The 23,997-nt window shown below is 50.6% G+C and carries 22 protein-coding genes; 12 read left to right on the forward strand and 10 right to left on the reverse strand.

What is annotated here, in order from left to right; translation table 11 throughout:
* Window positions 1–4: 4 nt before the first annotated feature.
* Window positions 5–1,186: an esterase gene (locus tag CWM47_RS00310; RefSeq protein WP_100985821.1), complete on the reverse strand. Its 1,182-nt coding sequence runs from the start codon at window positions 1,184–1,186 to the stop codon at window positions 5–7.
* A gap of 95 nt (window positions 1,187–1,281) precedes the next feature.
* On the opposite strand from CWM47_RS00310, the gene CWM47_RS00315 reads away from it, so the two are divergent.
* Window positions 1,282–2,058: an NUDIX hydrolase gene (locus CWM47_RS00315; protein ID WP_100985822.1), complete on the forward strand. Its 777-nt coding sequence runs from the start codon at window positions 1,282–1,284 to the stop codon at window positions 2,056–2,058.
* Between the two features lie 14 nt (window positions 2,059–2,072).
* On the opposite strand, the gene CWM47_RS00320 is transcribed toward CWM47_RS00315, so the two are convergent.
* From CWM47_RS00320 to CWM47_RS00360, 9 genes are all read right to left on the reverse strand, one after another.
* On the reverse strand, window positions 2,073–2,648 hold the full coding sequence (locus tag CWM47_RS00320; RefSeq protein WP_100985823.1) for a sugar O-acetyltransferase: 576 nt from the start codon (window positions 2,646–2,648) through the stop codon (window positions 2,073–2,075).
* Window positions 2,649–2,732: 84 nt separating this feature from the next.
* On the reverse strand, window positions 2,733–3,779 hold the full coding sequence (locus CWM47_RS00325) for an NAD(P)-dependent alcohol dehydrogenase (RefSeq protein ID WP_100985824.1): 1,047 nt from the start codon (window positions 3,777–3,779) through the stop codon (window positions 2,733–2,735).
* A gap of 94 nt (window positions 3,780–3,873) precedes the next feature.
* Window positions 3,874–6,102 (reverse strand): xanthine dehydrogenase family protein molybdopterin-binding subunit, encoded by a 2,229-nt coding sequence (locus tag CWM47_RS00330; protein ID WP_100985825.1) that lies wholly within the window; start codon window positions 6,100–6,102, stop codon window positions 3,874–3,876.
* Between the two features lie 2 nt (window positions 6,103–6,104).
* On the reverse strand, window positions 6,105–7,124 hold the full coding sequence (locus CWM47_RS00335) for an FAD binding domain-containing protein (protein WP_100985826.1): 1,020 nt from the start codon (window positions 7,122–7,124) through the stop codon (window positions 6,105–6,107).
* Window positions 7,121–7,756, reverse strand: coding sequence for a (2Fe-2S)-binding protein (locus CWM47_RS00340; RefSeq protein WP_100985827.1), 636 nt, complete (start codon window positions 7,754–7,756; stop codon window positions 7,121–7,123). The genes CWM47_RS00335 and CWM47_RS00340 overlap by 4 nt, the downstream gene beginning before the upstream one ends.
* A gap of 95 nt (window positions 7,757–7,851) precedes the next feature.
* On the reverse strand, window positions 7,852–8,049 hold the full coding sequence (locus CWM47_RS39035) for a cyclophilin-like fold protein (protein WP_100985828.1): 198 nt from the start codon (window positions 8,047–8,049) through the stop codon (window positions 7,852–7,854).
* A gap of 28 nt (window positions 8,050–8,077) precedes the next feature.
* Window positions 8,078–8,209: a cyclophilin-like fold protein gene (locus CWM47_RS39750; protein ID WP_262512006.1), complete on the reverse strand. Its 132-nt coding sequence runs from the start codon at window positions 8,207–8,209 to the stop codon at window positions 8,078–8,080.
* A gap of 89 nt (window positions 8,210–8,298) precedes the next feature.
* A complete protein-coding gene (locus tag CWM47_RS00355) occupies window positions 8,299–8,793 on the reverse strand; it encodes a cupin domain-containing protein (RefSeq protein ID WP_206170587.1) in 495 nt (164 codons plus the stop codon).
* 461 nt (window positions 8,794–9,254) lie between these two features.
* Window positions 9,255–9,671: an OsmC family peroxiredoxin gene (locus CWM47_RS00360; RefSeq protein WP_100985830.1), complete on the reverse strand. Its 417-nt coding sequence runs from the start codon at window positions 9,669–9,671 to the stop codon at window positions 9,255–9,257.
* Window positions 9,672–9,850: 179 nt separating this feature from the next.
* Between CWM47_RS00360 and CWM47_RS00365 the strand changes: the two genes are divergently transcribed.
* From CWM47_RS00365 to CWM47_RS00415, 11 genes are all read left to right on the forward strand, one after another.
* Window positions 9,851–10,447, forward strand: coding sequence for a Crp/Fnr family transcriptional regulator (locus CWM47_RS00365; protein WP_100985831.1), 597 nt, complete (start codon window positions 9,851–9,853; stop codon window positions 10,445–10,447).
* A 529-nt stretch (window positions 10,448–10,976) separates the two neighbouring features.
* Entirely contained in the window at window positions 10,977–11,261 is a 285-nt protein-coding gene (locus CWM47_RS00370) for a hypothetical protein (protein ID WP_100985832.1), read from the forward strand.
* 155 nt (window positions 11,262–11,416) lie between these two features.
* Window positions 11,417–14,416, forward strand: a complete 3,000-nt coding sequence (locus CWM47_RS00375) for a SusC/RagA family TonB-linked outer membrane protein (protein WP_100993670.1) — start codon at window positions 11,417–11,419, stop codon at window positions 14,414–14,416.
* 80 nt (window positions 14,417–14,496) lie between these two features.
* A complete protein-coding gene (locus CWM47_RS00380; RefSeq protein ID WP_100985833.1) occupies window positions 14,497–15,840 on the forward strand; it encodes a RagB/SusD family nutrient uptake outer membrane protein in 1,344 nt (447 codons plus the stop codon).
* A gap of 57 nt (window positions 15,841–15,897) precedes the next feature.
* On the forward strand, window positions 15,898–16,785 hold the full coding sequence (locus CWM47_RS00385; RefSeq protein WP_100985834.1) for a cyanophycinase: 888 nt from the start codon (window positions 15,898–15,900) through the stop codon (window positions 16,783–16,785).
* 210 nt (window positions 16,786–16,995) lie between these two features.
* Window positions 16,996–18,348 (forward strand): hypothetical protein, encoded by a 1,353-nt coding sequence (locus CWM47_RS00390; RefSeq protein WP_100985835.1) that lies wholly within the window; start codon window positions 16,996–16,998, stop codon window positions 18,346–18,348.
* A 12-nt stretch (window positions 18,349–18,360) separates the two neighbouring features.
* Window positions 18,361–20,055: a hypothetical protein gene (locus CWM47_RS00395; protein WP_100985836.1), complete on the forward strand. Its 1,695-nt coding sequence runs from the start codon at window positions 18,361–18,363 to the stop codon at window positions 20,053–20,055.
* A gap of 143 nt (window positions 20,056–20,198) precedes the next feature.
* On the forward strand, window positions 20,199–21,653 hold the full coding sequence (locus tag CWM47_RS00400) for a phytoene desaturase family protein (protein ID WP_100985837.1): 1,455 nt from the start codon (window positions 20,199–20,201) through the stop codon (window positions 21,651–21,653).
* 44 nt (window positions 21,654–21,697) lie between these two features.
* Window positions 21,698–22,255 (forward strand): pyridoxamine 5'-phosphate oxidase family protein, encoded by a 558-nt coding sequence (locus tag CWM47_RS00405; protein ID WP_100985838.1) that lies wholly within the window; start codon window positions 21,698–21,700, stop codon window positions 22,253–22,255.
* A gap of 60 nt (window positions 22,256–22,315) precedes the next feature.
* Window positions 22,316–23,044 carry an OmpA family protein gene (locus CWM47_RS00410; protein ID WP_100985839.1) on the forward strand — a complete coding sequence of 243 codons (729 nt, stop codon included), beginning with the start codon at window positions 22,316–22,318 and terminating at the stop codon, window positions 23,042–23,044.
* An 86-nt stretch (window positions 23,045–23,130) separates the two neighbouring features.
* Entirely contained in the window at window positions 23,131–23,886 is a 756-nt protein-coding gene (locus CWM47_RS00415; protein WP_100985840.1) for an oxygenase MpaB family protein, read from the forward strand.
* Window positions 23,887–23,997: the final 111 nt, after the last annotated feature.

A 23,997-nucleotide genomic window follows, 5' to 3' on the forward strand; every position in this document is an offset into this window, starting at 1 on the left:
TGATCTACTGAAATAATCGTTGAGTAAACGTGGTCAGGTACGCCCGCCAGTTCGCCCAGGTATGCCCGCCTTCCGTTTCTATAAATTCATACTTCAGGCCAATGGCATCCGCTTTTTTGCGGAAATCCTGAATGCCTGCCAGCAGAATACCAAAATCGTCTTTACCAACAGCCATCCAGTACAGCTTGTAGCCATTATCCTTCTGCTTTTTCAGTTTAGCATCCAGGTTTTGATAGGCTGGTGATTCGGGGTGATCCTCCGGCTTGTTGTTAAGGGCTGGTGAAAACAAGCCCATGTAATCGAAGGTGTTAGGGTAGTTTTGGGAGATGTAGCAGGAATGATAGCCGCCCATCGACAACCCGGCAATCGCTCGTCCGGCTTTTGTTTTTTGCGTACGATAACTACCCTCAACAAACTTCATGATATCCCCAAACGTCTCTTCAAATTTACCGTCCATTGTCTGCGGCAGCATAAAGGTTGGTTTGGGAAATCCGGTACTGCCCTCGCCGGGTGCCGCTTCCTGCGCTATATTGCCGTTGGTCATAACCACAATCATAGGTTTGGCTTTTCCAGTAGCAATCAGGTTGTCAAGAATCTCGGACGTTCGACCTAAACCCATCCAGGCGTCTTCGTCACCCCCAATACCATGCAGCAGATACAATACCGGGTACGTTGCTTTAATGCTCTCATAACCCGGTGGGGTATAAACCGTTAGCCTGCGTGTCATCCGATTACCGGGCGACTCGTACCAACGCCGGGTGATTGAGCCGTGAGGCACTTTATTTACGTTATAAATATCACCTTTCGTACCGCCAACGATGAAGAAATTAGCCACCGAGGCTACATCGCGAATCACAAAGGCATTGCTGGGGTCGTTAGTTTTCAGGCCATCCACTGAGAAGGAATAGGTGTAAAGTTCGGATGGTAGAACATCTGTCGTAAAAGACCACACCCCGCTATCGCCTTTTGCCATAGCCTTCGAAACGGTCGTAAATCCCTGAGACGGCATCCATTGCCCGGTGATATGAACCTCTTTCGCATTTGGGGCCAGCAAGCGAAATGTGACTCGATTATCTGCATGAATCTCTGGAGAAACAAGCTGTGGTGCTCTGGAAAGTGACTGTTGGGCGTTGCTCACGGTAGCGAACAGGCCAATCAACAGTAGCAGTAAATACGTCCCTTTCATTATGTCTGTTTATTATTGTCGCGTTGTGCGACAATAATAAACAGACATAATGACTTTGCCAAATAGTGAATGGTATTTGTCCTTATTTTTGCACTATGAGTGTTCAACTTATTGCAGATTACGACCTACCCGAAGGACATGGGTATCATCCCGGTTTGGCGTTGGATACCGTCATTTTTGGGTTTCATCAAAATCAGCTAAAGATTCTGCTACTTACCTACTACCAGTCCGATCTGTTTGCCCTACCGGGCGGGTTTATTCGGGAAGGGGAAGATTTAAATCAGGCGGCCCGGCGGGTACTCTTCGAGCGGACAGGTCTGACCGATATCTACCTCGACCAATTCTATACGTTCGGTGATCAGATGCGGCATGATACAACGCCCATACGGGCCATTATGACCTCAAAAGGCATACCCATAACCGAGCAGCACTGGGCGTTAAAGCGGTTTGTTACGGTTGGCTACTATGCGCTGGTCGACTTCACAAAAGCGGTCCCCAACACCGATGGCCTGGCCGATAGCTGCGCCTGGTACGACTTTGACGCCATGCCCCCGCTAATGCTCGACCACCAGACGATTGTGGCGAAGGCACTGGAAACGCTGCGTGCAAACCTCGACCACAAGCTGATCGGGTTGAACCTGCTGCCGGAGACCTTCACAATGGCAGATTTACAGCAACTATACGAAACCATCTTAAGTCGCCCCTTAAACCGATCAAGCTTTCAGCGAACGATGCTCAATTCTGGTATGCTGACGCGCATCGAGAAGAAATTTAGCGGTGGAGCGCACAAAGCCCCGTATCTGTATCGGTTCGCACTAACAACTGAAGGGTCTAATGAAACGGAAGATAGCGGAGCCGAAGAAGCCCAATAAGCACTCAGTCAAGGTTACAAAGACTTAACAACTTTGGCGGGAATTCCTGCCACTACGGTATTGGGCGGTACATCCCGACTCACTACCGCACCAGCGGCTACAATTGAGTTTTCGCCGATGGTAACTCCCGGCAAAATGGTTGCTCCCGCGCCAATCCAGGCGTTACGTTTGATCACAATCGGGCGAGGAATCAGGGTGGTTCGGTCAGTCGGGTCGAGCGGATGGTTTTCGGAGGTTAGATTGACTCTGGGACCAATCTGAACCTCGTCCTCAATGGTGATGCCGCCAATGTCCAGAAACGAGCAGGCATGGTTAATAAAGATGTTTTTACCCAATCGAATCGACCGGCCAAAATTGGTGTAGAACGGCGGGAAGATTGCCGTTGATTTATCAATTGGGCTACCGATAATGTCGCTTAGCTGAGCACGTACCTGATCGACGTTTGTGGCCGATGCGTTCATCTCGACACACAACCGGATGGTACGCGTCACGACTTCGCTAAACCGGCCATACTCCTGGTCATCCTTGCGGAGTAGTTCACCGGCTTGCAGACGCTGGAAAATATCGATCGGGTCTGAAGAATTACTCATACGTGTATAACAGTGGGTAAGCGAAAAATAAAGATGGGAGTCTAAACGAATGGCCAGACTCCCATCTTCGAAAAAAAATAAAAGCTATAACAGCGTTGCCATATCGATGACAAACCGGTAACGAACATCACCCTTCAGCATCCGTTCGTAGGCTTGTTCGATATCCTGAATCGGAATGAGTTCAATGTCTGAAACGATGTTGTGTTCAGCGCAAAAATCCAGCATTTCCTGCGTTTCGGGAAGCCCGCCAATACTCGATCCGGCAATACTTTTCCGGCCGGGAATCAAGCTGAAAGCCTGCAAGGCAGATGGTGTTGGTGGCGCACCAACACAAATATGCACACCGTCTGTTTTCAGCAGCGACAGGTACACATTGTAATCGTGCTCGGCAGAAACGGTATCCAGAATAAAATCATAATACCCTTTTACCGATTCGAGTTGAGCCGGGTCGCTGGTGACTACGAATTTATGGGCACCGAGTTTCCGGGCATCTTCTTCTTTAGCAGGCGAAGTGCTCAAAACGGTCACTTCAGCCCCGAAAGCAACGCCGAATTTAACGCCCATATGCCCTAGTCCACCCAGACCGACAACGGCCAGCTTATGACCTTTATCCACTCCCCAGTGCCGCAGGGGCGAGTAGGTCGTGATGCCCGCACAGAGCAGGGGAGCCGTAGCCGCCAGGTCCAACTTATCAGAGATATGCAGCACAAAATCCTCATGGACCACAATCGTGTTGGAATAGCCGCCATAAGTAGGCGTCTTTTTATCCTGTTCGAGTCCGTTATAGGTTTGGGTGTTGCCTTTTATGCAATACTGCTCCAGCCCGCGCTGGCAGTTTTCGCAAACGCGACAGGAGTCGACCAGACAGCCCGTGCCGGCCAGATCGCCCACGGTAAATTTGTGCACCTCGGACCCAACCGCCACTACGCGGCCAACAATTTCGTGACCGGGCACCATGGGATACATACTGTTGCCCCACTCACCCCGAACCTGGTGAATATCAGAATGACAGACACCGCAAAACGTTATATCGAATTGAACATCGTGTGCGCCCAGTTCACGACGCTGAAAATCCCAGGGGGCCAATCCCGACTCTTCATTCTGAGCCGCGTATCCTTTTGTTATAATCATTATTTCTTAGTTAAAAGCTGGTGTAAACTGACCAGTGTGCCAGCAACCCGTTTCGTTTTGTTGATTGTCAGACTACGTTTACGTTAATCTCTTTTTACACTGAGCGCAGCAACTTATCCGGTGTAATGGGCAGGTCGCGAACGCGCTGACCGGTAGCGTTAAAAACCGCGTTGGCGACCGCACCGGCAAACCCGATCAGGGCAATTTCGCCCATGCCTTTGGCACCCATCGGGTTAATGATTGGGTCGGGCTTGTCGATCATGATCGTTTCGATGGCGGGTACGTCGGCGTGAACCGATACGTGGTAGTCGGCAAGATTGTTATTTACGAACCGGCCAAACCGGTGGTCGATGATAGCTTCTTCGGTCAGGGCCATACCAATGCCACCCGCCACGCCACCAATCATCTGACTGGCTGCCGTTTTGGGGCTTACAATCCGTCCCGAATCGGCCACGCTTACGGCTTTCGACACGCGCACTACACCCGTCAGCGGGTTGACACGTACCTGTACAAAATGCACCGAGAACGAATACATCGAATACTTGCCTTGTTCCGGCCCGCCTTTCGAGTCGGCGCTTTTGTCGATCACCGTCAGGTTGTTGGTTCGCATTAGGTCGCGGAGGGCCACTTTTTTGCCGGGTTCCTTCTCTACAGACAGTATTCCATCAGCCATCGCCAGATCATCTGCCTGCCGACCCGCCAATGGGCCACCGGCTATAGTTGCCAGTTCTATCAACTGTTTCTTGATTTTCGTACAGGCATCATATACCGCTGAGCCTACCGCCGAAACAATGGCTGAACCGCCCTGCGTAGGGGCTTTTGGTAGCGAAGTATCGCCATACGCTACCTTGATCTTGTCGACTGGTATGCCCAGCACATTGTGCGCAATCATGGTCAGGGCTGTTCCGGTACCCGGTCCGATGTCGGTTACCGCGCTCTGTATAGTCAGCGAGCCATCGGCGTTGAGCATCGCCCGAGCCGAGGCCTCCCACCGGAAAGCGCTGAATACACCTGTGCTCATGCCGTAGCCAATAAGCCACTCGCCATCGCGCTGACTCGCCGGCTCATTTTTGCGTTTGCTCCAGCCAATAGCCTCAGCCCCGCGCTGATAGGCTTCTTTGAGATTCTTGCTCGAATAAGGCCGGTTGTGCTCAGGGTCAGTTTCGGTGTAGTTGCGCAGCCGGAATTCGATGGGGTCAAGATTCAGCTTGTGCGCCATCTCGTCCATCGCCGATTCAAGGGCGAAAGCTCCCGTGGCTTCGCCCGGTCCTCGCATCCAGATGGGCACACTTCGGTCAAGCCGTACAAGGCGGTAGCGGGTACTCACGTTCGGGCATTCGTACATGAACTTAGTCATGTTGACCGTTGCTTCCGTGAAGTCTTCGTAGCTGGCCGTTTCTGCCGTTGCCGAATGGGCAAGTCCGATCAACTTACCGTTCTTGTCGGCGCCCATGTTGATGGTCTGAACCGTATAAGGCCGGTGCCCAACCATCGTAAACATCTGGTTACGAGTAATAACCAGCTTCAATGGGCGACCAATTTTTTTGGCAATGGCCACTACCGCCGTTTCCTGCGGCCAGGTACGTAACCCCATACCAAAGCCGCCCCCCATAAATTCGGTATGCACATGAATGTTCTTCGGATCGAGCTTAAACGCCTGCGCCATAGCATCCTGCGTAGCATTAACGCCCTGCGTTTTGGCGTAGATCATCAGCGAGTCTGCTCCGGTCCAATGGGCCAGAATGCCGTGCAATTCCATTGGATTGTGCACCTCAACCGGAATCGTATAGTTGGCTTCCAGTGTAACAGGGGCCGATTGGTAGGCGTCGGCTTTGCCCCGCATATAGTCTCCCCCTCTTGGTATAATTCCTTCGGCCAAATGCTTCTCCAGTTCGGTACGGGCAGTCTGTTTCGTATAGGTCGCGCGTACCAGCGAAGCCGCATAGGTGGCCCGCTCGAAACTGTCGGCCACCACCATCGCGATGGGTTGCCCGTCGAACAGAATTTTGGGACTGCTCAGAATCCGGTATTTCTCTTCAGTTTTAGGCTTAGGCGCTGGTCCGTCAGCCTCACCGCCAACGGGCGCATCCCAACCCGGAATGGGCGGCATGTTCTGGTGCGTAAACACGCCCAGCACGCCCGGTGCACCCTGCGCTCTTTTAGTGTCGAGACTGGCGATGCTACCCCGGCCAATTTCGCTGCCGACAATGACGCAATAGGCCATGTTGGGTAGGTCAAAATCGGCAAAATACTGCGCTCCGCCGGTCACTTTCATCCGTCCGTCGATTCTGTCGATTGGCGGATTTTTTAGGTCTTTCGTCATGATCAGGCGGTTTTAGTGGCTGTTTTCAACGCGTCGATAATGGAGTTTGGCGCGAGGGTCAATTTGAAATCGTTTTCGCCATATCCTTTCGCGCCATTCATCGCGATTGAAGCGGCTTGTTTGAAGTTGGCTTCCGTAGCGGCTTTACCGCGCAAAAACTGCTCGGCCTCAGTCAGCCGCCAGGGCTTGTGTGCCACCCCGCCCATTGCCAGCCGGATATCATGAATGTTGCTACCCTTCATATCGACCGCAACACCCACCGAAATGAGCGCGAAGGCGTATGATGCCCTGTCACGTACTTTGAGGTAGTGTGAATTATCGGCAAACTTGTTGGTTGGAATATCGACCGACATGATCAGTTCGCCGGGAAGCAGCGTATTGTCTTTCTGGGGGGTGTCGCCGGGGAGCCGGTGGAAATCATTAAATGGAATTTTTCGGTCGCCCTTCGGCCCCGACACGTTTACCGTTGCATCCAGCGCTACCAGCGCAATGCACATATCGCTGGGGTGAACGGCAATGCACTTGTTCGATGCGCCAAAAATGGCGTGCATCCGGTTAATGCCGCCAATGGCTCCGCAGCCTGTTGGTCCATTTGGTTGCCCTTTGTCCGGGCCGGCCTGCACAGGGCTACGCTTGTTGCAGGGCATTGATGTATCGTAAAAATAGGCACAGCGCGTACGTTGCATCATGTTTCCGCCCACGGTTGCCATGTTCCGTAGCTGAGCCGACGCGCCCGCATTGAGGGCCATCGACAATAATGGAGCGTGTTTTTTTACCAGATCATGCTCAGCAACGGCTGAATTCTTCGCCATAGCGCCAATTCGCAAACCGGTACTCGTTTTTTCGATGGTTGACAGCGGCAGTTTGTTGATGTCGATCAGCCGCTCGGGCACTACGACCTCGCGCTTCATCAGGTCGATGAGGTTGGTGCCGCCCGCCAGAAAGTACGTGCCACTTTCCTGCGAAAGAGCCGTTACGGCGGCTTTAGGGGTGGTTACCCGCGTATATTGGAATTGGTTCATACCCTGGCTCCTCCGTGTTTAACGTCCATAATCGCATCCACAATGTTGGCATACGCTCCACAACGGCAGATGTTGCCGCTCATGTACTCCCGGATCTCGTCGGGGTTGTTGGCGTGCCCTTCGCGAACACAGGCCACCGCCGACATGATCTGTCCGGGGGTGCAATACCCGCACTGGAAACCGTCGTGTTTGATGAACGCTGCCTGCATGGGGTGTAATTGATCCACACTGCCCAGCCCTTCAATCGTTGTGACTTTACAGCCTTCCGTAGTCATGGCCAATGTTAGACACGAATTGACCCGTTGCCCATCGACGTGTACGGTACAGGCCCCGCATTGCCCATGATCGCATCCCTTCTTGGTGCCCGTCAGATGCAGTTGTTCACGCAATAGATCGAGCAGCGTTACGCGTGGCTCAATAGAGAGTTTTTGCATCGTGCCGTTGATGTCGACCTGAAGCGGCATCTTCTCGAAGGCAGCGGCTACTTTTTCGTCCAGACCATTGTCGATGGCGGCATTGGCAGCTGCAGGCGTCAGGGCCAGAGCCGCTAGTGCCGAGGATTGTTTTAAAAAATTTCGTCGGGACGAGTCGGCATGTCCAGACCCGCCCTCCATGTGTTCATGCTCATTCATGACGTTAGTTTGTTTAACGAAGCCGTTTTTTATTCTCTTTTCCTAAACAAAAACTGGAGTGTTTTTTTGTTAACTTTTATACTGTTCTATTTTACTCACTCCAGTTCGAACGTGACCGTTACGCTTCCTGCGCCAGGGGCGGCCGATAGTCCTGACGGATTGTCGATATGTCCTGGTCTTGTATAACTGTAGGATGTCGGAAACGTTTTATAGAAAAGTACAAGCGAGTTGGAACCATATAGGGTTAGATCGCCCGTTTGAATGGTATCGGGGTTTGATTCGTTGATGGGCAATTCATTTGATAGTTGCGTAGACTTCGCATTACCATTCAACCGCCCCGGCGCCCCGGTCTTTCATCGAGTGGGCTATGGACAAACGGGCTTTAAAGGCCGTAGCCGTTGCATTCTTCAGAAGTGTAGCCGTGAACTCAGTAGAGTCGATAGGGTTATCCATTGTGCAAGCTATGGTACCGATAAAAAAAAGTAGAAATGGGGAAAAGACTTGGAGGGAGTTTTTCATAGATAAATTGCCTGCTTTGGGGGTTAGCGAGCGGCTTTGTATTCCTCGTCCGTAACCGCCTGTAGCCATTTAACGGCTCCTCCTTTGCTCACGTTTGGATTGATGGCCGTGTGGGTGAACTGACCGTTCGGACCGGCGCCATGCCAGTGTTCAACCTGTGGTGGGATGGTGACCGATTCGCCCTCCCGGATCACTCTGGCGGGCTTCCCTTTCTCCTGATAAAAGCCGGTGCCTTTTGTGACCACCAGGAGTTGACCGTTAGGATGAGTGTGCCAGAACGTTCGGGCTTTTTGTTCGAAGGCAACACTGCTCACAATGCAATCCGTTTCGGTGTTTGGCCCTACCAACATGGTGACCCAGACAGTGCCGCTAAAATTTGTAGATGGTCCCTGTGTAGCTTTCGGTACTCCTTCCATTTTTCCGTTTTGAGCCACCGCTGAATGAATAGTTCCCAAAGCCAATCCGCCTAAAAGGCTATAGGTAAGTAATTTGCCTACTGTTCTAATTCTAGTTTCCATACGTATGAGTTTTGATGCAAAACTAACTGGCCGGCATCAGTTAGTTTATAGTAAAATCATTGCAATTTTTATGAAAATCACATTTCTTGGCTAAAAAAACAAATCGTTATTTTTCGAATTAGCTACTTTATTTTTGCAGTTAAAGCTTACAAATCAACTGCTTATTCCCAGTTAAAATATAATGCCCTATTCAATCGTCTTTAATTTTTGTAAAGCATCGTTTTTAACTAATTATGAAAATACTAACGAGAAATTCTGCCCATCATGATGGGTCAGATTATCGGTGTCGCCGATCAACCTAACTCCAGCCAGTTTTTTTAAGAAATAAGTCGGCGTAACGCCTAATGAATTTCAGCGTTCGCCTATTTCGCCCGATTATGAGGGGTGAAGCCTCCGGGCATAGCAAAGCCAGTCCATTTCCGGGCTGGCTTGCTGCTTAATCAAAAAGATTACCCGCTCCATTACGCCAACGTAGCGTCAACTTTGATGGTCGTATTGAATAATTTTGAAATAGGGCAATTGTGTTCGGCATGGTCGACCAATTCGTCAAACTTGGCTTTGTCGAGACCCGGTACTACGGCCTTAAGCGTTAAAACTGAACTGGTAATTCCACCGTCTTCAAGGGTGATGGCACAATTCACGTCGAGCGTGTCAGCGGCAAAACCTGCCTGCTGAATATTAAATGCCAACTGCATGGCGAAGCAGCCTGCATGAGCCGCTGCGACCAATTCTTCGGGGTTAGTACCCACCCCATCTTCAAAACGGGTTTTGTATGAATACTGTGTCTGGTTCAAAACGGTGCTGGCCGTGGTTACGGTTCCCTGACCATCTTTACCGGTACCTGCCCAATGGGCCTGTGAATTGCGGGTGATTTTCATAAATTATAAGCGTTAACTGGGTTTGTGATCTATCTTTTGATGAACCAAAAGTAGCAGGCTTGGTTCAGGCAATTTTTCACCTATGTTAAAAAGCGATTCTTCATTCCAGAATACCGATTGATAGCATAACCTCACCTGCTGAAGCAACTAAATTACCTGTTATGCCCTATTTTTAGGGCATGACATCTCCCCAACATCTGGCTCTACAACAGCAGCTGCACCAATTTGCTCAACTCTCAGACGATGATTACCAACTGGCAAATGAGTTTTGGCAGGCCAGATCAGTAAGCCGACATGACTTCTTTAACGTTCCAAATTCACTTTGTCGGCATATTGGCTTTATTGTGAAAGGCCTCTTCCGGGTCTATTATGTTGATCCAAAAACGGAGCAGGAACACAACCTGTATTTTGCCGCCGAGAATACATTCATCACGTCGCTGAAGAGTTTATTGACCCGCACCACTTGCCCATATATAATAGAGGCTCTGGAAGACTCTGAACTACTGGTGATGCAATACGATCATCTACAACAGCTGTATGACCGTTCGCACGGATGGGAACGGTTTGGCCGACTTCTGGCCGAGCAGTATTTTTTGATGAATCAGCTACGGGCTGAAAGTTTACTGACCCAAACGGCGGAGGAACGCTATCTGGATTTATTGGATAACCACCCCGATCTGATCAACCGGGTTTCGCTGGGTCATATATCATCTTATTTGGGAATCAAAGGCCCATCGCTGAGTAGGATTCGGGCCCAGGTAGCGCATAAGGTATGATCGCAGGCAGAAAGATAAACAGCTCAAACGCAAAATCTTACACGCAACCTTCGTCATTTTAAGCCGTTCAGTCAGTAAGTAGTTTGACCTACAGCCGACTCTGAATAACCGTATATCTCGATAGACTAGTAGGTAAATAGCTGATAATCATTTTTTTACATTTATTTTGGAAAAATGAAATCCACAATTCACCTTTGCCCAGTAGTTAACAAGACTACTAATGATTTACCGTACGATTAGCATGATCACCTCACAAAATTCGGCAACAGTTTCTGCAAGCATTACCGTTTCTGGTTTCGGAGATTCAGTCGTGTGTCGAATGGCTATGCACGCCTGCTGTTGCTGTTGATTACTTCCGCGCCAGGCATCTTATAACCCCAGCGCCCTACTCACCAACTTTAACGATTTAGTTGCCTGTCTTTACGGGGCAGGTCAACCAGTGAGATTTAAAACGAGTAAACATTACCCTACATATTCTATAGGACAAATAACAAACAACAATGCTCATTCATTTTCCAGACTGTCAATCATGCAACCATCACTCACCTCCCCTCAGCCCGGCATACCGGCATTCGTTGCCAACGTGACGTATCAACTAGCGGGTTTCGACCGGCTAAATTTTGTTAGCGACATTGCAGACACAGTGCCGCAGGATGGTTCATACATCATCCGTGCCTTGTGTTTTGAGGGTAATGGCGTACAGGCAAATGGGTTGTTAACTGTTCAAATACTGGATGAACCTAACTTATTGGGTTTTCTGGCACAGCGATTACGCTCCGTGCAGGGTATGGTTAGTGTGCAGGAAATACAGTAAGTATCTTTTTCGATTACTGGCCTGTGATCCGGCGGCAACTGGTTCATAGGCAAAAAAAGCCGAAACGGCGGCAACCGTTCCGGCTGGCTAACAACAAGGCTTTAGCACCCGAAGCGTCGGACTGGCCTCATTTTTCACATAACCAGGACAAAGTAATGCAAAAACTTTTATTTGCGGGAGTAGTCTGGCTACTCTCTTGCGGAGGATTGCTGGCACAATCAACCGCAACGCGTCTATCAGGCATCGTTCGAACCGATAACGGCGAACCCCTACCCGGTGCCAACGTGGTAGTAAAAAACCAAACAAAAGGGGCAACAACCGACGTTAATGGCCTTTTTAGCCTGGATGCTCAGTCGGGCGACGAATTAGTGATCTCAGCCATTGGCTATCAGACTAATCAGATAAAGGTTGGCTCAAAAAATACCCTTGAGATTTTCCTGAAGGAATCGGCGTCGCAACTCAATGAAGTCGTGGTCGTTGGCTATGGCACGCAAGACCGCAAAAGTCTGGTAGGCTCCGTTACACAGGTCAACGCCGACGAGATCAAGAACCGTCCCGTTGCGAGCTTCGATCAGCAATTGCAGGGTCGGGCGGCCGGTGTGCAGGTAGCGGCCAACACGGGCGTACCCGGCGATGGAATCTTCTTCCGCATTCGGGGAACAACGTCCATTAACGCCAGTAATGACCCGCTTTATGTGGTCGATGGGGTGTTTGTGAATAACCAGTCGCTCCAGAAAATCACGACGCAAGGCCAGGCAAATAACCCTTTGGCCGATATCAATCCCGCTGATATTGAGTCAATTTCGATTCTCAAAGATGCCGAAGCGACGGCTATTTACGGTGCGCGGGCGGCCAATGGTGTCGTGCTGATAACGACCAAACGGGGTTCGTACAATAGCAAAACCAAGGTAAGTCTCAATGCATCGGTCGGGCAGGCGTGGGCACCCAAACTCTGGGATCTGGTAACCGGCCCTGAGCACGCCACCATCATCAACGAAGCCTGGACGAACGACGGCAAACCAGCCGCCACACGGCCTTTCCGTCCCGTTTCGGAAGGGGGGCGCGGGCTACCCGAAGAACAGCAGACGTATGATCGCCTGCACGATATTTTCCGGACGGGAGTACTGCAAAATTATGACGTTGCCGTATCGGGTGGCACGAAGCAAACACGCTTTTACATTGGCGGAGGGTATACCAGTCAACAGGCCACACTGCGCACGAATGATTTTTCCAGAGCAAGTTTTAAACTTAATCTGGATCAGGACATTACAGACAAAATCCGCATCGGTACGAGCAATATCATGTCGCAGTCGAACCGGTCGAATGCACGTGTGGGCGATGGTCCGCAGGGGGGTATTTTACAGGCGGCTCTGCATACGCCAACGTATTTACCCAAATTCAATACCGACGGCACCTATGCCAAATGGGCGGGCTTCGACAACCTGGATGTGCTGATCAACAACACCGATATGCACTCGACCAGCACGCGGTATATCGGCAACATTTACGGTGAATATGACATCACCAGCGGGTTGAAATTTCGTAGTAGCTGGAGTATCGACTACAACGATTTTAACGAATATGAATACTGGAATACGCTAACCAACCGGGGCAGTGCGAGCAAAGGACTGGCCACATCGAGCGTCAGCAAAAACATAGTCTGGATCAATGAGCAGACCTTGTCGTATCGCCGTTCGTTTGGCACGCAGCACAATTTTGGGGCGCTGGTCGGGAATACGCTTCAGGGCAATGTAGCTACCCAAACACTGGCGCAGGGCACCAATTTCCCGTCCGATGCCTTTAAACAAATTGCCTCGGCCTCGGTCACGACCTCCTCCTCAAACCGTAATGCGTATAATCTGGTCTCGTTCTTTGGCCGGGTCGATTACAATTTCGCGAAGAAATACTTCCTGGAAGCCAGCCTCCGTGCCGATGCTTCCTCGAAATTTGCCGTAGGACACCGCTGGGGTTATTTCCCCTCGGCGGGGGTCGCCTGGCAGCTCAAACAAGAGAATTTTCTCCGAGATGTCAATTTCCTGAGCGACCTGAAAATTCGGGCCAGCGTTGGCTGGACGGGGAATCAGAATGGTATCGGTAACTACGCGTCTCGCGGATTGTGGGGCGGTGGGTACAATTACCTCGATAATCCGGGCACCTTTCCCGTGCAGTTGGCTAACCCCGACCTTAAGTGGGAAACTACCCGGCAAACAAACGTCGGTTTAAACGTCGGCTTCTTCAACAACCGCATTGGTCTGGAAGTAAACGCTTACTCGAAATACACCTACGACTTACTTTTACAGGTGCCACTGGCGCAGAGTTCGGGCTTTGCCAGCATTTACCGGAACGATGGCGAGATCAGCAACCGGGGTCTCGAATTCTCAATTAACAGTCAGAATATCAACAAGGACGGATTCCAGTGGACTACCAGTTTCAACATTGCCGGGAACGTAAACCGAATAGAAAAACTGTCTATTCCAGTTGATGCCAGCTACGCCACGGAGCGCATGGCGCAGGGTTATTCATTCCACTCGTACTATGTTTATAAACAGCTCTATGTTGACCCAAAAACGGGCGATGCCGTGTATGACGATGTCAACAAAGACGGCAAAATCACCGTGGCCGACCGGCAGTTTTACGGGAGCGCGTTGCCCAAATTCTTTGGCGGGCTGAACAACACCTTCGCTTACAAAGGGTTCGATCTGTCGGTATTTTTCAATTTCACCTACGGCAACAAGGTGTTTAACAACAACCGGTTTTTCCTGGAGTCGGGTGGTACGCGGGATGACCGTCGGGCCATCAACAAAAACCAGTTGAACCGCTGGCAGAAAGAAGGCGACATTACCGATGTGCCACGTGTCACGACCATTGGCAACAACTACAACCTGAGTCTAACCAGTCGATTTGTTGAAGATGGGTCATTTCTCCGACTGAACTCACTCGTGTTTGGCTACACCATCCCTAAATCAGTTCTTCGCAAATTGGGGATTTCCTCGGCACGGGTATATTACAGCGGCTCGAACCTGTGGCTGTTGAGCAACTATCAGGGGCCGGACCCAGAGGTAAACGTCACCGCCGACCCCACAACGCAAGGCTATGACCTGGGCACGCCACCCCAACCGCGGACAGCTCAGTTTGGTCTCAACCTTACGTTATAAACGCTCCTCACACGTTCTGTCCGTTGTCGTTTTCAGCCTTTAGGGTGGATATGATTGGACTACACCGAAACGAAATCAGCATGAAAAAGATACGTTATATACTTCCTTTCCTTGTACTTCTGACCAGTTGCCAGCAATTTCTGAATGTGCAACCGGAGTTACAGGTCGATGAATCACAGGCAATTACGAACGCCAGCACCGCCGAAGCGGCTGTAAATGGGCTCTACAACCGACTGGGCAGTGACAACTATTATGGCTCTAACTTTCCGGCCCTGTCCTACCTGTCGGGGGGCGACATTCAGTGGACTGGTTCGCAGTCGGCTCCGCAGGAGATTACGGCCCGGAAGTTAACAGCCGCCAATGGGTATGTCAGCTCGGCCTGGTCGGCTATTTATCAGACCATCTTACAAGCCAACTATTTACTGGAAGTGGTTCCTACGTTAAAAGACCCGCAACTAACCGCCGACCGAAAAAATCAGATTCAGGGCGAAGCCTATGCACTTCGGGCTTTGTCGTACTTCGATCTCGCGCGGGGCTGGGGCGGTGTGCAGTTGATCTTGAATGCAACGCACACGCCATCCGACAATACGGGTATCAGCCGCAGTACTCTGGACGAAACCTACGCGCAGGTACTGAAAGACCTGACGGCTGCGGAGCCTCTTCTGGCAGCGACAACCAACCGTAACAAGGTTACGCGGAAAACCGTTTGGGCGTTGCGGGCGCGGTATCACCTCTATCGGCGGGAGTGGGAACAGGCAGAGACCTACGCCAGCAAACTCATCGACGATGCGGCTGCTTACAAACTGGCAAAACCGTACAATGCTTTCTTTGCGAACAACGCAGTGGCCACAACAGAATCGGTCTTTGAGATTGCCTATACCAATTCGTTCAAAAACGGTCATTATAACTGGTGGCTTCCTCCGGCACTCAGCGGTCGGCGCGAATGGGCACCGAGTGATAAACTTGTAGCCTTGCTCAACGACCCGAATGTGGGCGGTAACCGGAAAGACCTGATTGCCCAAACCAGTCCACCGGGTAATTTGTGGTACGGCAAACTGTATTACCGCACGCCACTCGGCACCGATCCGGCCTACATTATTCGTATTACTGAGTTGTATCTGATTCGTGCAGAAGCCCGTACCCAACTGGGTAAAATAGCGGCCGCACTCACCGATTTGAACGCCGTTCGTGATCGGGCGGGTCTGGCCGTTTCGCAGGCAACAACCAAAGACGCTCTATTATTAGCCATTGAAACCGAACGGCAAGTCGAATTTCCGTTCGAGGCTGATCGCTGGTTCAACCTGATCCGTACCGGGCGGGTGGCGGTTGTTCTGGGCATTACCGATGCCAGTAAATACGTACTGCCCATTCCCAACAGCGAACTTCTGGCCGATAAGGCGCTGACGCAAAATCAGGGGTATTAACTTATCTTCGTTCGGTTGCGTATTAACAGCCCAATAACACGAAAACAAACTACTGAAATGAAAAAGCAAATCATTTTACCGCTCCTGTTCCTGGCACTACTCGTTGGCAGGATCAACGCGCAAACGACCCAATTTGTAGGGCCCGAAAAAGGATCGCTGGTCATTGTGGGCGGGGGAAATATGGGGTCTGAAATCTGGGACCGTTTCGTTGAACTGGCCGGTGGGCCAGCCGCAGCCAGCATCGTGATTATTCCAACGGCGGGCGAAGATTCATCAGCCGACAGTGCGCCCCGCGAAGAGGAAAAACTGCTCAGTCTGGGCGTAAAGGACATTACTATTCTGCACACCCGCGATCCAAAAGTGGCCAATCAGGAATCGTTTGTGGCTCCATTGCGTAAAGCCACGGGCGTCTGGTTTGTGGGTGGTCGGCACTGGCGACTTGCCGATTCCTACCTGAACACGCTGGCACATAAAGAATTCAATGCCGTATTGAGTCGGGGGGGCGTTATTGGCGGCACATCGGCCGGGGCTACCGTTCTTGGGTCGTTTATGGTTCGGGGCGATACCAAAGGCAACTCGATTATGATTGGCGACCATACACAGGGGCTTGACTTTATTCACAACGTAACCATCGACCAGCATTTCCTGCGTCGGAATCGTCAGTTCGACCTCGTGGACGTAATTAAAACCCGACCTGAGCTATTGGGTGTTGCCATTGACGAAGGGACAGCCATTGTAGTGCAACAGAATACGTTCGAGGTTATTGGCGCATCCTATGTCGGCATTTACGAGGCCGGTCAAATTGCCAACAGCACAAAGTACCCATCGGGCCAGAACAGCACGGGAGGGCCGTTTTACTTCCTCAGCAAAGGCCAGAAGTTTGACCTGAAAGCGCGTAAAGTGTTGAGTCAACAGCCACAACGGGTAAACGAACCAGCGAAGTAAAGAGATGAGTGTATCAGACAGCATCCTGCTGTCTGGCCATCAGGCTAAAAAATGCCCTTAACTGGCCAAGTCGGAACGGGGTAAGGAGTTCATCTTTGCCTGACGGCCAGACAGCAAGATGCTGTCTGATACACTCATCAATAAACAAGTTGACATCGACCCAAATAACCTATTTAATCTATAGATTATAATTATTAATATTTCCCATTTATGTCAGCATTTGAATCAACTCCACCACCCACTCCTGCCTGGACGAAAGCAGAGAAAGTACTCTTTCGCTTTGTATTCATCTACTTCATTATCCAGGTTATTCCTCTCAGTTGGCAATTCTACCGTGACCTGTTTTCAATTGACTGGGGGGCCTTTTATTACCGCGACCTGTTCCACTTATCGCGCTACGCCCCTCATTTTTTTGGGCAGGACGACACCTTTGTCAATTGGGCAGTAGTTGCGTTGATTGCCCTTGCGGGCACTGTAATCTGGTCGTTACGCGATTCAACCCGAACAGATTATACAGCCCTATTCTACTGGCTTCGTGTTGTGCTGCGCTACCGCTTAGCTATTGCGGTCTTTGCCTACGGTTTCATTAAGCTTTTCCCACTCTTGGCTCCACTCCCATCCATCAGCAACCTTAACACGCCCTATGGCGATTTTACAGCCTGGAAACTATTTTCGCTCAGTCTGGGCATAGTGCCCTCCTATGAATCATTTTTAGGGCTCGTCGAAATTGTGGGCGGGCTTTTACTCCTCAACCGCAAGACAACGGCTATCGGCACGCTGATAATCATTCCATTTCTGGGTAATGTCTTTGTCTCGAATCTGGCCTACGAGGGCGGTGAGTCTGTTTATAGTTTGCTGCTTATCACGTTCGCACTGGTCTTGTTTGGGTATGATGCTATCCGTTTGTTCAGGCTGGTTTCGCTTGAGCAACCAACGCTGCCAAACCGGTTCAAACCTGTTTTTACTGAAACCTGGCAACGGTATAGCCGCTTGGCGCTGAAGAGCAGTTTCATCTTCTTCGCCGTTTTTCTGTATGGATACAAAACCTACGCAGCCTATAAAACCGGCTCCTACCAATTCCCAAAAACAGCGGGTTTGCCCGGAGCAGCGGGTGTGTATGATGTAAGTGTGTTCAAGCTGGCGGACGAAACCCTCCCCTACTCCAAAACGGACTCCGTGCGCTGGCAGGACGTCGTTTTTGAAACCTGGAATACAATCAGCATTAAATCGAATCGGCCCGTTATTCTGGATAGAACGAACACCGAACGAATTATGGCCGACGATGCCAGCCGAACCTATGAACAGGCGGGTTCGGCTGGTCGTCATTATTACCGCTATCAGGTCGATTCAACCCGGCATGTGCTGGCGTTGACAAACCGGAATCCCAATTACCCGAACGAAACGCTGACGTTGCAGTATGAGCGTGACGGCTCGAATCAGATTATCCTGTCCGGACTCAATGAGAGACGGGATTCTGTGTATGTGGTACTCAATAAACTCAACAAAAAATACCTGCTGAACGAGGCTGCCAAAGCCGGTCGTCGGGGCACACTCAAACTCTAATCCTGCTAAACAATGGCACTTCCCGATATCACTCCCGAACGTCAGGACTTAGGGCTTATTTCGCCCGAGGAACTAACCCAAATACCCATTCATGAACGGCAACACGTTGCGTCGAATTCTCAAATTTCCGGGAAACAACAGCCCGAAGATTCTAAATCGGCCAGTCGATACCGGGCCTGGACGACTGCTCAGAAGATCGCGTTCCGAATTGCGTTTATCTTCTTTACGGTCATTTCACTACCAACCAGCGCAAGTTGGTATAAAAATATTTTTTCGCTCGACTGGCTGCATCTGCATTACCGGGATTTATATGACGTAGCTCGCTTTCAGCCAAACATCCTGGGTCGTGTAAGCTGGTGGCCGGTTTGGCTGGGATATGGGGAATGGGTATTTATTCTGCTCGTCTCAGCGGCACTTGGCCTTATCTGGACCGCCGTCATTAAAATTCGGCGGGCGGAACCGCGCGATTACAACCTGCTCTATTACTGGCTTCGGGTTGTTGTTCGGTACCGGGCGGGTATTGGTATTATCGGTTTCGGCTTTACAAAATTGCTACCCACGCAGTTACCCTACCCATCATTGGGGTTGCTCAATACGAATTTTGGCGACCTGACCGCCCAAAAAATCTATTGGCTTTCTATCGGAATTGTGCCTTGGTACGAAGTGTTTGCGGGCGTTGTGGAAGTACTGGCCGGTGCTTTACTGTTCTTCCGGGCAACAACCTTTTGGGGAGCCGTATTGCTTTTTGGGGCACTGGCCGATATTGTCTATGTAAACCTTGCCTACGATGGTGGCGTACACGGCTATAGCTCGTACTTTGTTTTACTATCCGGCTTTCTGCTGATATATTATGTAAAGGATTTGTACAATCTACTCATTCGCGAGCAACTCACCATCCCAAACTATTATTATCCGTCGTTTGGCAAAATCTGGCAGAAAATAGGCCGAATTGGTCTAAAAACGGCTACTATCGGCATTTTTCTGGTGCTTCTGTTCTGGATCCAATACGTCAATTTCCGGTATGACCCCTATAAGCAACCGGCTCAAAAGGGCGTTCGGGAGTTACGCGGCAACTACGCTGTTTCGGAGTTCCGGCTCAACAACAAGGAAATACCTTATTCACCGGTCGATTCACTTCGCTGGCAGGAAGCCACTTTCGAGAACTGGTCGACGCTGACGTTTAAAGTGAATCGGCCGGTACCACTCGACCTCTCGAACGGGGGCGGCTCACCCATGCGCGACCTGAACCGAACCTTCGAACTGACAGGGGTAGCCGGTGGTCAGCGAGTTTTCTATTACGATGCCGACCCGGTCAATCATGTGCTGTATTTGCAGGACAAATACCGGCCCGGTCGGCGGGGCGAAGACAGCGAGGGCGATACTTCGGGTAAACGCGACAGGAAGAAAACACTTGAGAAACCCGATAATTGGATTCCAGCCACTGCACTCGCGAACATCGGCCCCGAGTACTCAAAAATTGAGCCCATAGCCCTCACGACACGCCGGGCCAAAGGCATTAAATCAGAAACCCGGCAGGAAGATGGTAAACGAAAACGCATGATCCTGAACTACCAGACAACCGATGGTTCGCGGGTGGTATTGACAGGAATAACCGAAAACAAGGACTCGATTTATGTCGTGCTTGATCGAATCAATCGGCCTTACGCGCTGTCGAAAAGCACGCTGAATGCAGGGGAGTATCAATAGACGCTCTTGCACACCGTTGTATTTCCGTTCAAGCTTTCAAATACCCATACGTGAAAGGCCCTTCCGGCGTCAGCATGTCAAATAACCTGGAACAGTTACCGCTATACTGACTGTTATAACTATAATTCCAATAGTAGGACCAAATGGCTAAAACTGATTTTGATGCCGTGATTGTCGGCTCCGGCCCGAACGGGCTCAGTGCAGCCATCACGATGCAGCGTGCCGGACTGTCGGTCCTTGTTCTCGAAGCAAAAGACACCATTGGTGGAGGACTTCGCTCGGCGCAGTTGACCCAACCGGGCTTTGTTCATGACATTTGTTCTGCCATTCACCCATTGGCCGTTGGTTCGCCGTTTTTCAGAAATTTACCCCTCGCTGAGCATGGGCTGGAATTTATTGAGCCTCCCGTAGCGGCAGCACATCCCTTCGATGGCGGCACGGCGGCAGCACTTGGCCGCTCCCTGACAAACACCGCCCAATCGCTTGGCGCTGATGAACAGACTTACCGAAAGTTACTGGAACCTATCCTTCGAGATTGGCCCACAATGGCCCCTGACATATTGGGGCCGTTGCGGTTCCCGAAACACCCGATCGACATGGCGAGTTTTGGGCTTGATGCGTTGTTGCCGGTAACGCAACTCGTAAAACGATTCAAAACAAAAGAAGCCCGCGGCCTTTTCGGCGGTATGGCGGCTCACTCGATTCAGCCACTGAGCAACTTGACGACATCGGCCATTGCGCTGGTTCTTATGACGGCCGGTCATTTATACAACTGGCCAATTCCGAAAGGTGGTTCGCAAACGATAGCCAATGCGCTGGCGGCCTATTTCCGGTCTATAGGTGGACAGATTGAAACGGATCGGCGGGTAAAATCGCTTCAGGATATTCCCTCCACGCGGGTTGTGTTATTCGATGTTACACCCAAACAATTGCTCAGCATTGCCGGAGAACGGTTTTCATCTCTTTACCGTACCCAGTTAGAACGGTACCGCTACGGCATGGGCGTATTCAAAATCGACTGGGCACTGGACGGTCCTATTCCCTTCACAGCTCCCGAATGCCAGCAGGCCGGAACGATACACATCGGCGGCACATTCGAAGAAATCGCCGAAGCAGAACAAGCTACTTCCGACGGCAAACACCCCGACAAACCTTATATTCTCCTGGCTCAGCAAAGCCTGTTCGACACCAGTCGCGCCCCCGAAGGCAAGCATACGGCCTGGGCCTATTGCCACGTTCCCAACGGCTCGACGCTGGACAGAACTGATATCATCGAGAAACAGGTTGAACGTTTTGCCCCGGGTTTCCGGGATCGAATACTGGATCGGCACACCATGAATACAGTGCAAATGGAAAGCTACAACCCAAACTACATCGGGGGCGACATTAACGGCGGCATCATCGACATCGGGCAGTTATATACCCGCCCGGTCATTGGTCTATCACCTTACACAACATCGGCACCGGGTATATTTATCTGCTCCTCCTCTACTCCTCCCGGTGGTGGCGTTCATGGCATGTGTGGCTACCACGCGGCCCGCGTTGCGCTGCGTGAAAGCTTCGGCCTACCCGTGCCGATAACACTAGCGATGAGTTAAAAGGAATATGCTTAGCTTTATCATGACAAGCAAAACTAACCATCATGGGTAAATTCCACGACGCCATCAAGCTTTCTCACAGAGACTTCATCGAAAAACAGCATATCTTTTTTGTCAGCACGGCTCCCCTGAGTGCTGATGGACACGTTAATCTGTCGCCAAAAGGGCTGGCTTGTTTCAGGGTATTGGAGGATAACAAAGTGGGATACATGGATTTGATCAGCAGCGGGAATGAAACCTCAGCGCATACGTTCGAAAACGGCCGCATTACGTTCATGTTCTGCTCGTTTGAGGGCGCTCCCAACATTCTCCGACTGTACGGGAAAGGGGTTACTGCTTTACCCGGCACCGATGCCTGGAATCAATATTCACCCGGTTTTACGCTCTACCCAAGCACCCGTCAGCTAATCATCGCTGATATTGAGCTAGTGCAAACCTCCTGTGGTTTTGGGGTTCCGCTTTTTGACTACGCAGGTGAGCGCGATGTCCATTTCAAATGGGCCGAAAAGAAAGGGGCAGATGGTTTATTCGACTATGTGCAGAAAAATAACCTGACTAGCCTGGATGGCTTACCAACGAATTTAGGACTACAAAAGACCTAACGACATATCCGGCATTTTTTTTGCAGTACCGCCATTGTGTGACTCATAAATCGTACCACAATGCGCGCCGTACTCCTGCTTGTCGTTAGCCTGTTAACACTTTCGCCACTTTTTGGGCAAGTGAAATTGCCCACTAAATCCCAAAAAACCCTCTTTACCATATCGGCGGTTGACGATAAAACATCAGCTGAACTACCGGCTCAGTTTACCATTCAGGCTATTCAGGCTAAAAAGAAATTTACGGGTAAAAGCGACTCAGTAAAAGCGTTTTCCTTTATTCTGACGCGTACCGACACGCTCAACGTTATTGCCAGTTCTCCCGGTTACTATGAGGCCGAAGAACTTATGGTGGTTTCCTGTGACACCTGCGCCGACTATGGTTATGTAATCCGGCTTGAAAAAGAAGACCCAAAAACCGATAGTGTATTTAGAAATCTGGAACTCAATCAGTCCTTTCGTCTGGATAATGTTTACTTCGATCAAAGCAGCTACGTACTCCGGCCTGAATCGTTTCCTCAGTTGGATAAGCTGATTAAAACACTGGTTACTACCCCTAAACTGGTTATCGAAATTGCCGGGCATACCGATAACGTAGGTGACAAACGGCTCAATCAGGCGCTATCGGAGAATCGAGCCAAAATCATTACGAATTACCTGGTCACAAATGGTATAGCGGAGAAACGCCTGCGCCATAACGGCTATGGAAGTAATAAACCGGCTGCCCCAAATGACTCGGAAGAAAATAAACGAAAGAACCGACGCGTTGAATTTGTTGTATTAGCCATGTAGCCTGCTGGCTTTAGTGTAAGGTCAAACGCGTGCCCGTGAGGTATGCGTTAGCGGCTACGCCAGCAACACAGCGACAACAATTGTCAATGACTTATTTCGTTAAACCTGACTCAATCGTTCGCCACATCTGGGGCGACGCCGATGTTATACTACTGGTTTTTGCTGGGTCAGCCGCCGAGTTCGCTTTAAATCGGGCTGTAGACTGGCTGTTTTATACGGGGAAGCTCCCCGCTGACCCTATTGCCCGACTATTTTCAACGGTTCGTTACGCGCAGGAGATTGTCTTCGCGCCTGAGTTGAAAGCGCGTCAGGCTATCGCACAAATGGACGCTATTCATGGCGGAGTCGAGCAAAATCGGGGGCATACCATTCCCGACTGGGCCTACCGCGATGTGCTTTACATGCTGATCGACTATTCGGAACGAGCGTACGAAACCCTTTACAGGCCCCTCACCAACCCCGAACGCGAAGAATTATTCAGTACCTTTCGGGAAGTGGGTGCCGGGATGCACGTTCCCGATTTACCCAACACCTATGCCAACTGGCGTATCGATCGGGAGGCTCATTTAAATCGCGACCTGCTCCGAAGTGAGTTTACCGACAAGCTGTTTCAGCGCTACCGCGAACAACTTGGCAACTGGCGTTATAACTTACTTCGGCAGGCGCAGGCTGTTCTTGTGCCAAAACAAGTGAGCCAGCAACTTGCTTTACCTACCAAGCCACTACTGGCCTATTCAATTGGGCTGTATAAGGTGTTAAATTTCCTAGGCCTTCGATCTGTTGTTCAACGAGTCTTGTTACCGACAGACTATCTGGATCAGATTAGAGGGTTGGATCGGTGATTTACCCGATGGCGCAAGGCTCTGGCCTTGTGTCTACTATTCTCCGGCCTCTGGCCGGATTATTAAACTATATTGCTACACCGGCCAGAGGCCGGAGAACAGTAGACACAA

It is taken from the genome of Spirosoma pollinicola (genome assembly GCF_002831565.1).
GTDB lineage: Bacteria > Bacteroidota > Bacteroidia > Cytophagales > Spirosomataceae > Spirosoma > Spirosoma pollinicola.

Bases quoted from the DNA above. Each gene is read 5' to 3' on its own strand.
- CWM47_RS00310 (WP_100985821.1), bottom strand. From the start codon at position 1,186: ATGAAAGGGACGTATTTACTGCTACTGTTGATTGGCCTGTTCGCTACC.
- CWM47_RS00315 (WP_100985822.1), top strand. From the start codon at position 1,282: ATGAGTGTTCAACTTATTGCAGATTACGACCTACCCGAAGGACATGGG.
- CWM47_RS00320 (WP_100985823.1), bottom strand. From the start codon at position 2,648: ATGAGTAATTCTTCAGACCCGATCGATATTTTCCAGCGTCTGCAAGCC.
- CWM47_RS00325 (WP_100985824.1), bottom strand. From the start codon at position 3,779: ATGATTATAACAAAAGGATACGCGGCTCAGAATGAAGAGTCGGGATTG.
- CWM47_RS00330 (WP_100985825.1), bottom strand. From the start codon at position 6,102: ATGACGAAAGACCTAAAAAATCCGCCAATCGACAGAATCGACGGACGG.
- CWM47_RS00335 (WP_100985826.1), bottom strand. From the start codon at position 7,124: ATGAACCAATTCCAATATACGCGGGTAACCACCCCTAAAGCCGCCGTA.
- CWM47_RS00340 (WP_100985827.1), bottom strand. From the start codon at position 7,756: ATGAATGAGCATGAACACATGGAGGGCGGGTCTGGACATGCCGACTCG.
- CWM47_RS39750 (WP_262512006.1), bottom strand. From the start codon at position 8,209: ATGGATAACCCTATCGACTCTACTGAGTTCACGGCTACACTTCTGAAG.
- CWM47_RS00355 (WP_206170587.1), bottom strand. From the start codon at position 8,793: ATGGAAACTAGAATTAGAACAGTAGGCAAATTACTTACCTATAGCCTT.
- CWM47_RS00360 (WP_100985830.1), bottom strand. From the start codon at position 9,671: ATGAAAATCACCCGCAATTCACAGGCCCATTGGGCAGGTACCGGTAAA.
- CWM47_RS00365 (WP_100985831.1), top strand. From the start codon at position 9,851: ATGACATCTCCCCAACATCTGGCTCTACAACAGCAGCTGCACCAATTT.
- CWM47_RS00370 (WP_100985832.1), top strand. From the start codon at position 10,977: ATGCAACCATCACTCACCTCCCCTCAGCCCGGCATACCGGCATTCGTT.
- CWM47_RS00375 (WP_100993670.1), top strand. From the start codon at position 11,417: ATGCAAAAACTTTTATTTGCGGGAGTAGTCTGGCTACTCTCTTGCGGA.
- CWM47_RS00380 (WP_100985833.1), top strand. From the start codon at position 14,497: ATGAAAAAGATACGTTATATACTTCCTTTCCTTGTACTTCTGACCAGT.
- CWM47_RS00385 (WP_100985834.1), top strand. From the start codon at position 15,898: ATGAAAAAGCAAATCATTTTACCGCTCCTGTTCCTGGCACTACTCGTT.
- CWM47_RS00390 (WP_100985835.1), top strand. From the start codon at position 16,996: ATGTCAGCATTTGAATCAACTCCACCACCCACTCCTGCCTGGACGAAA.
- CWM47_RS00395 (WP_100985836.1), top strand. From the start codon at position 18,361: ATGGCACTTCCCGATATCACTCCCGAACGTCAGGACTTAGGGCTTATT.
- CWM47_RS00400 (WP_100985837.1), top strand. From the start codon at position 20,199: ATGGCTAAAACTGATTTTGATGCCGTGATTGTCGGCTCCGGCCCGAAC.
- CWM47_RS00405 (WP_100985838.1), top strand. From the start codon at position 21,698: ATGGGTAAATTCCACGACGCCATCAAGCTTTCTCACAGAGACTTCATC.
- CWM47_RS00410 (WP_100985839.1), top strand. From the start codon at position 22,316: ATGCGCGCCGTACTCCTGCTTGTCGTTAGCCTGTTAACACTTTCGCCA.
- CWM47_RS00415 (WP_100985840.1), top strand. From the start codon at position 23,131: ATGACTTATTTCGTTAAACCTGACTCAATCGTTCGCCACATCTGGGGC.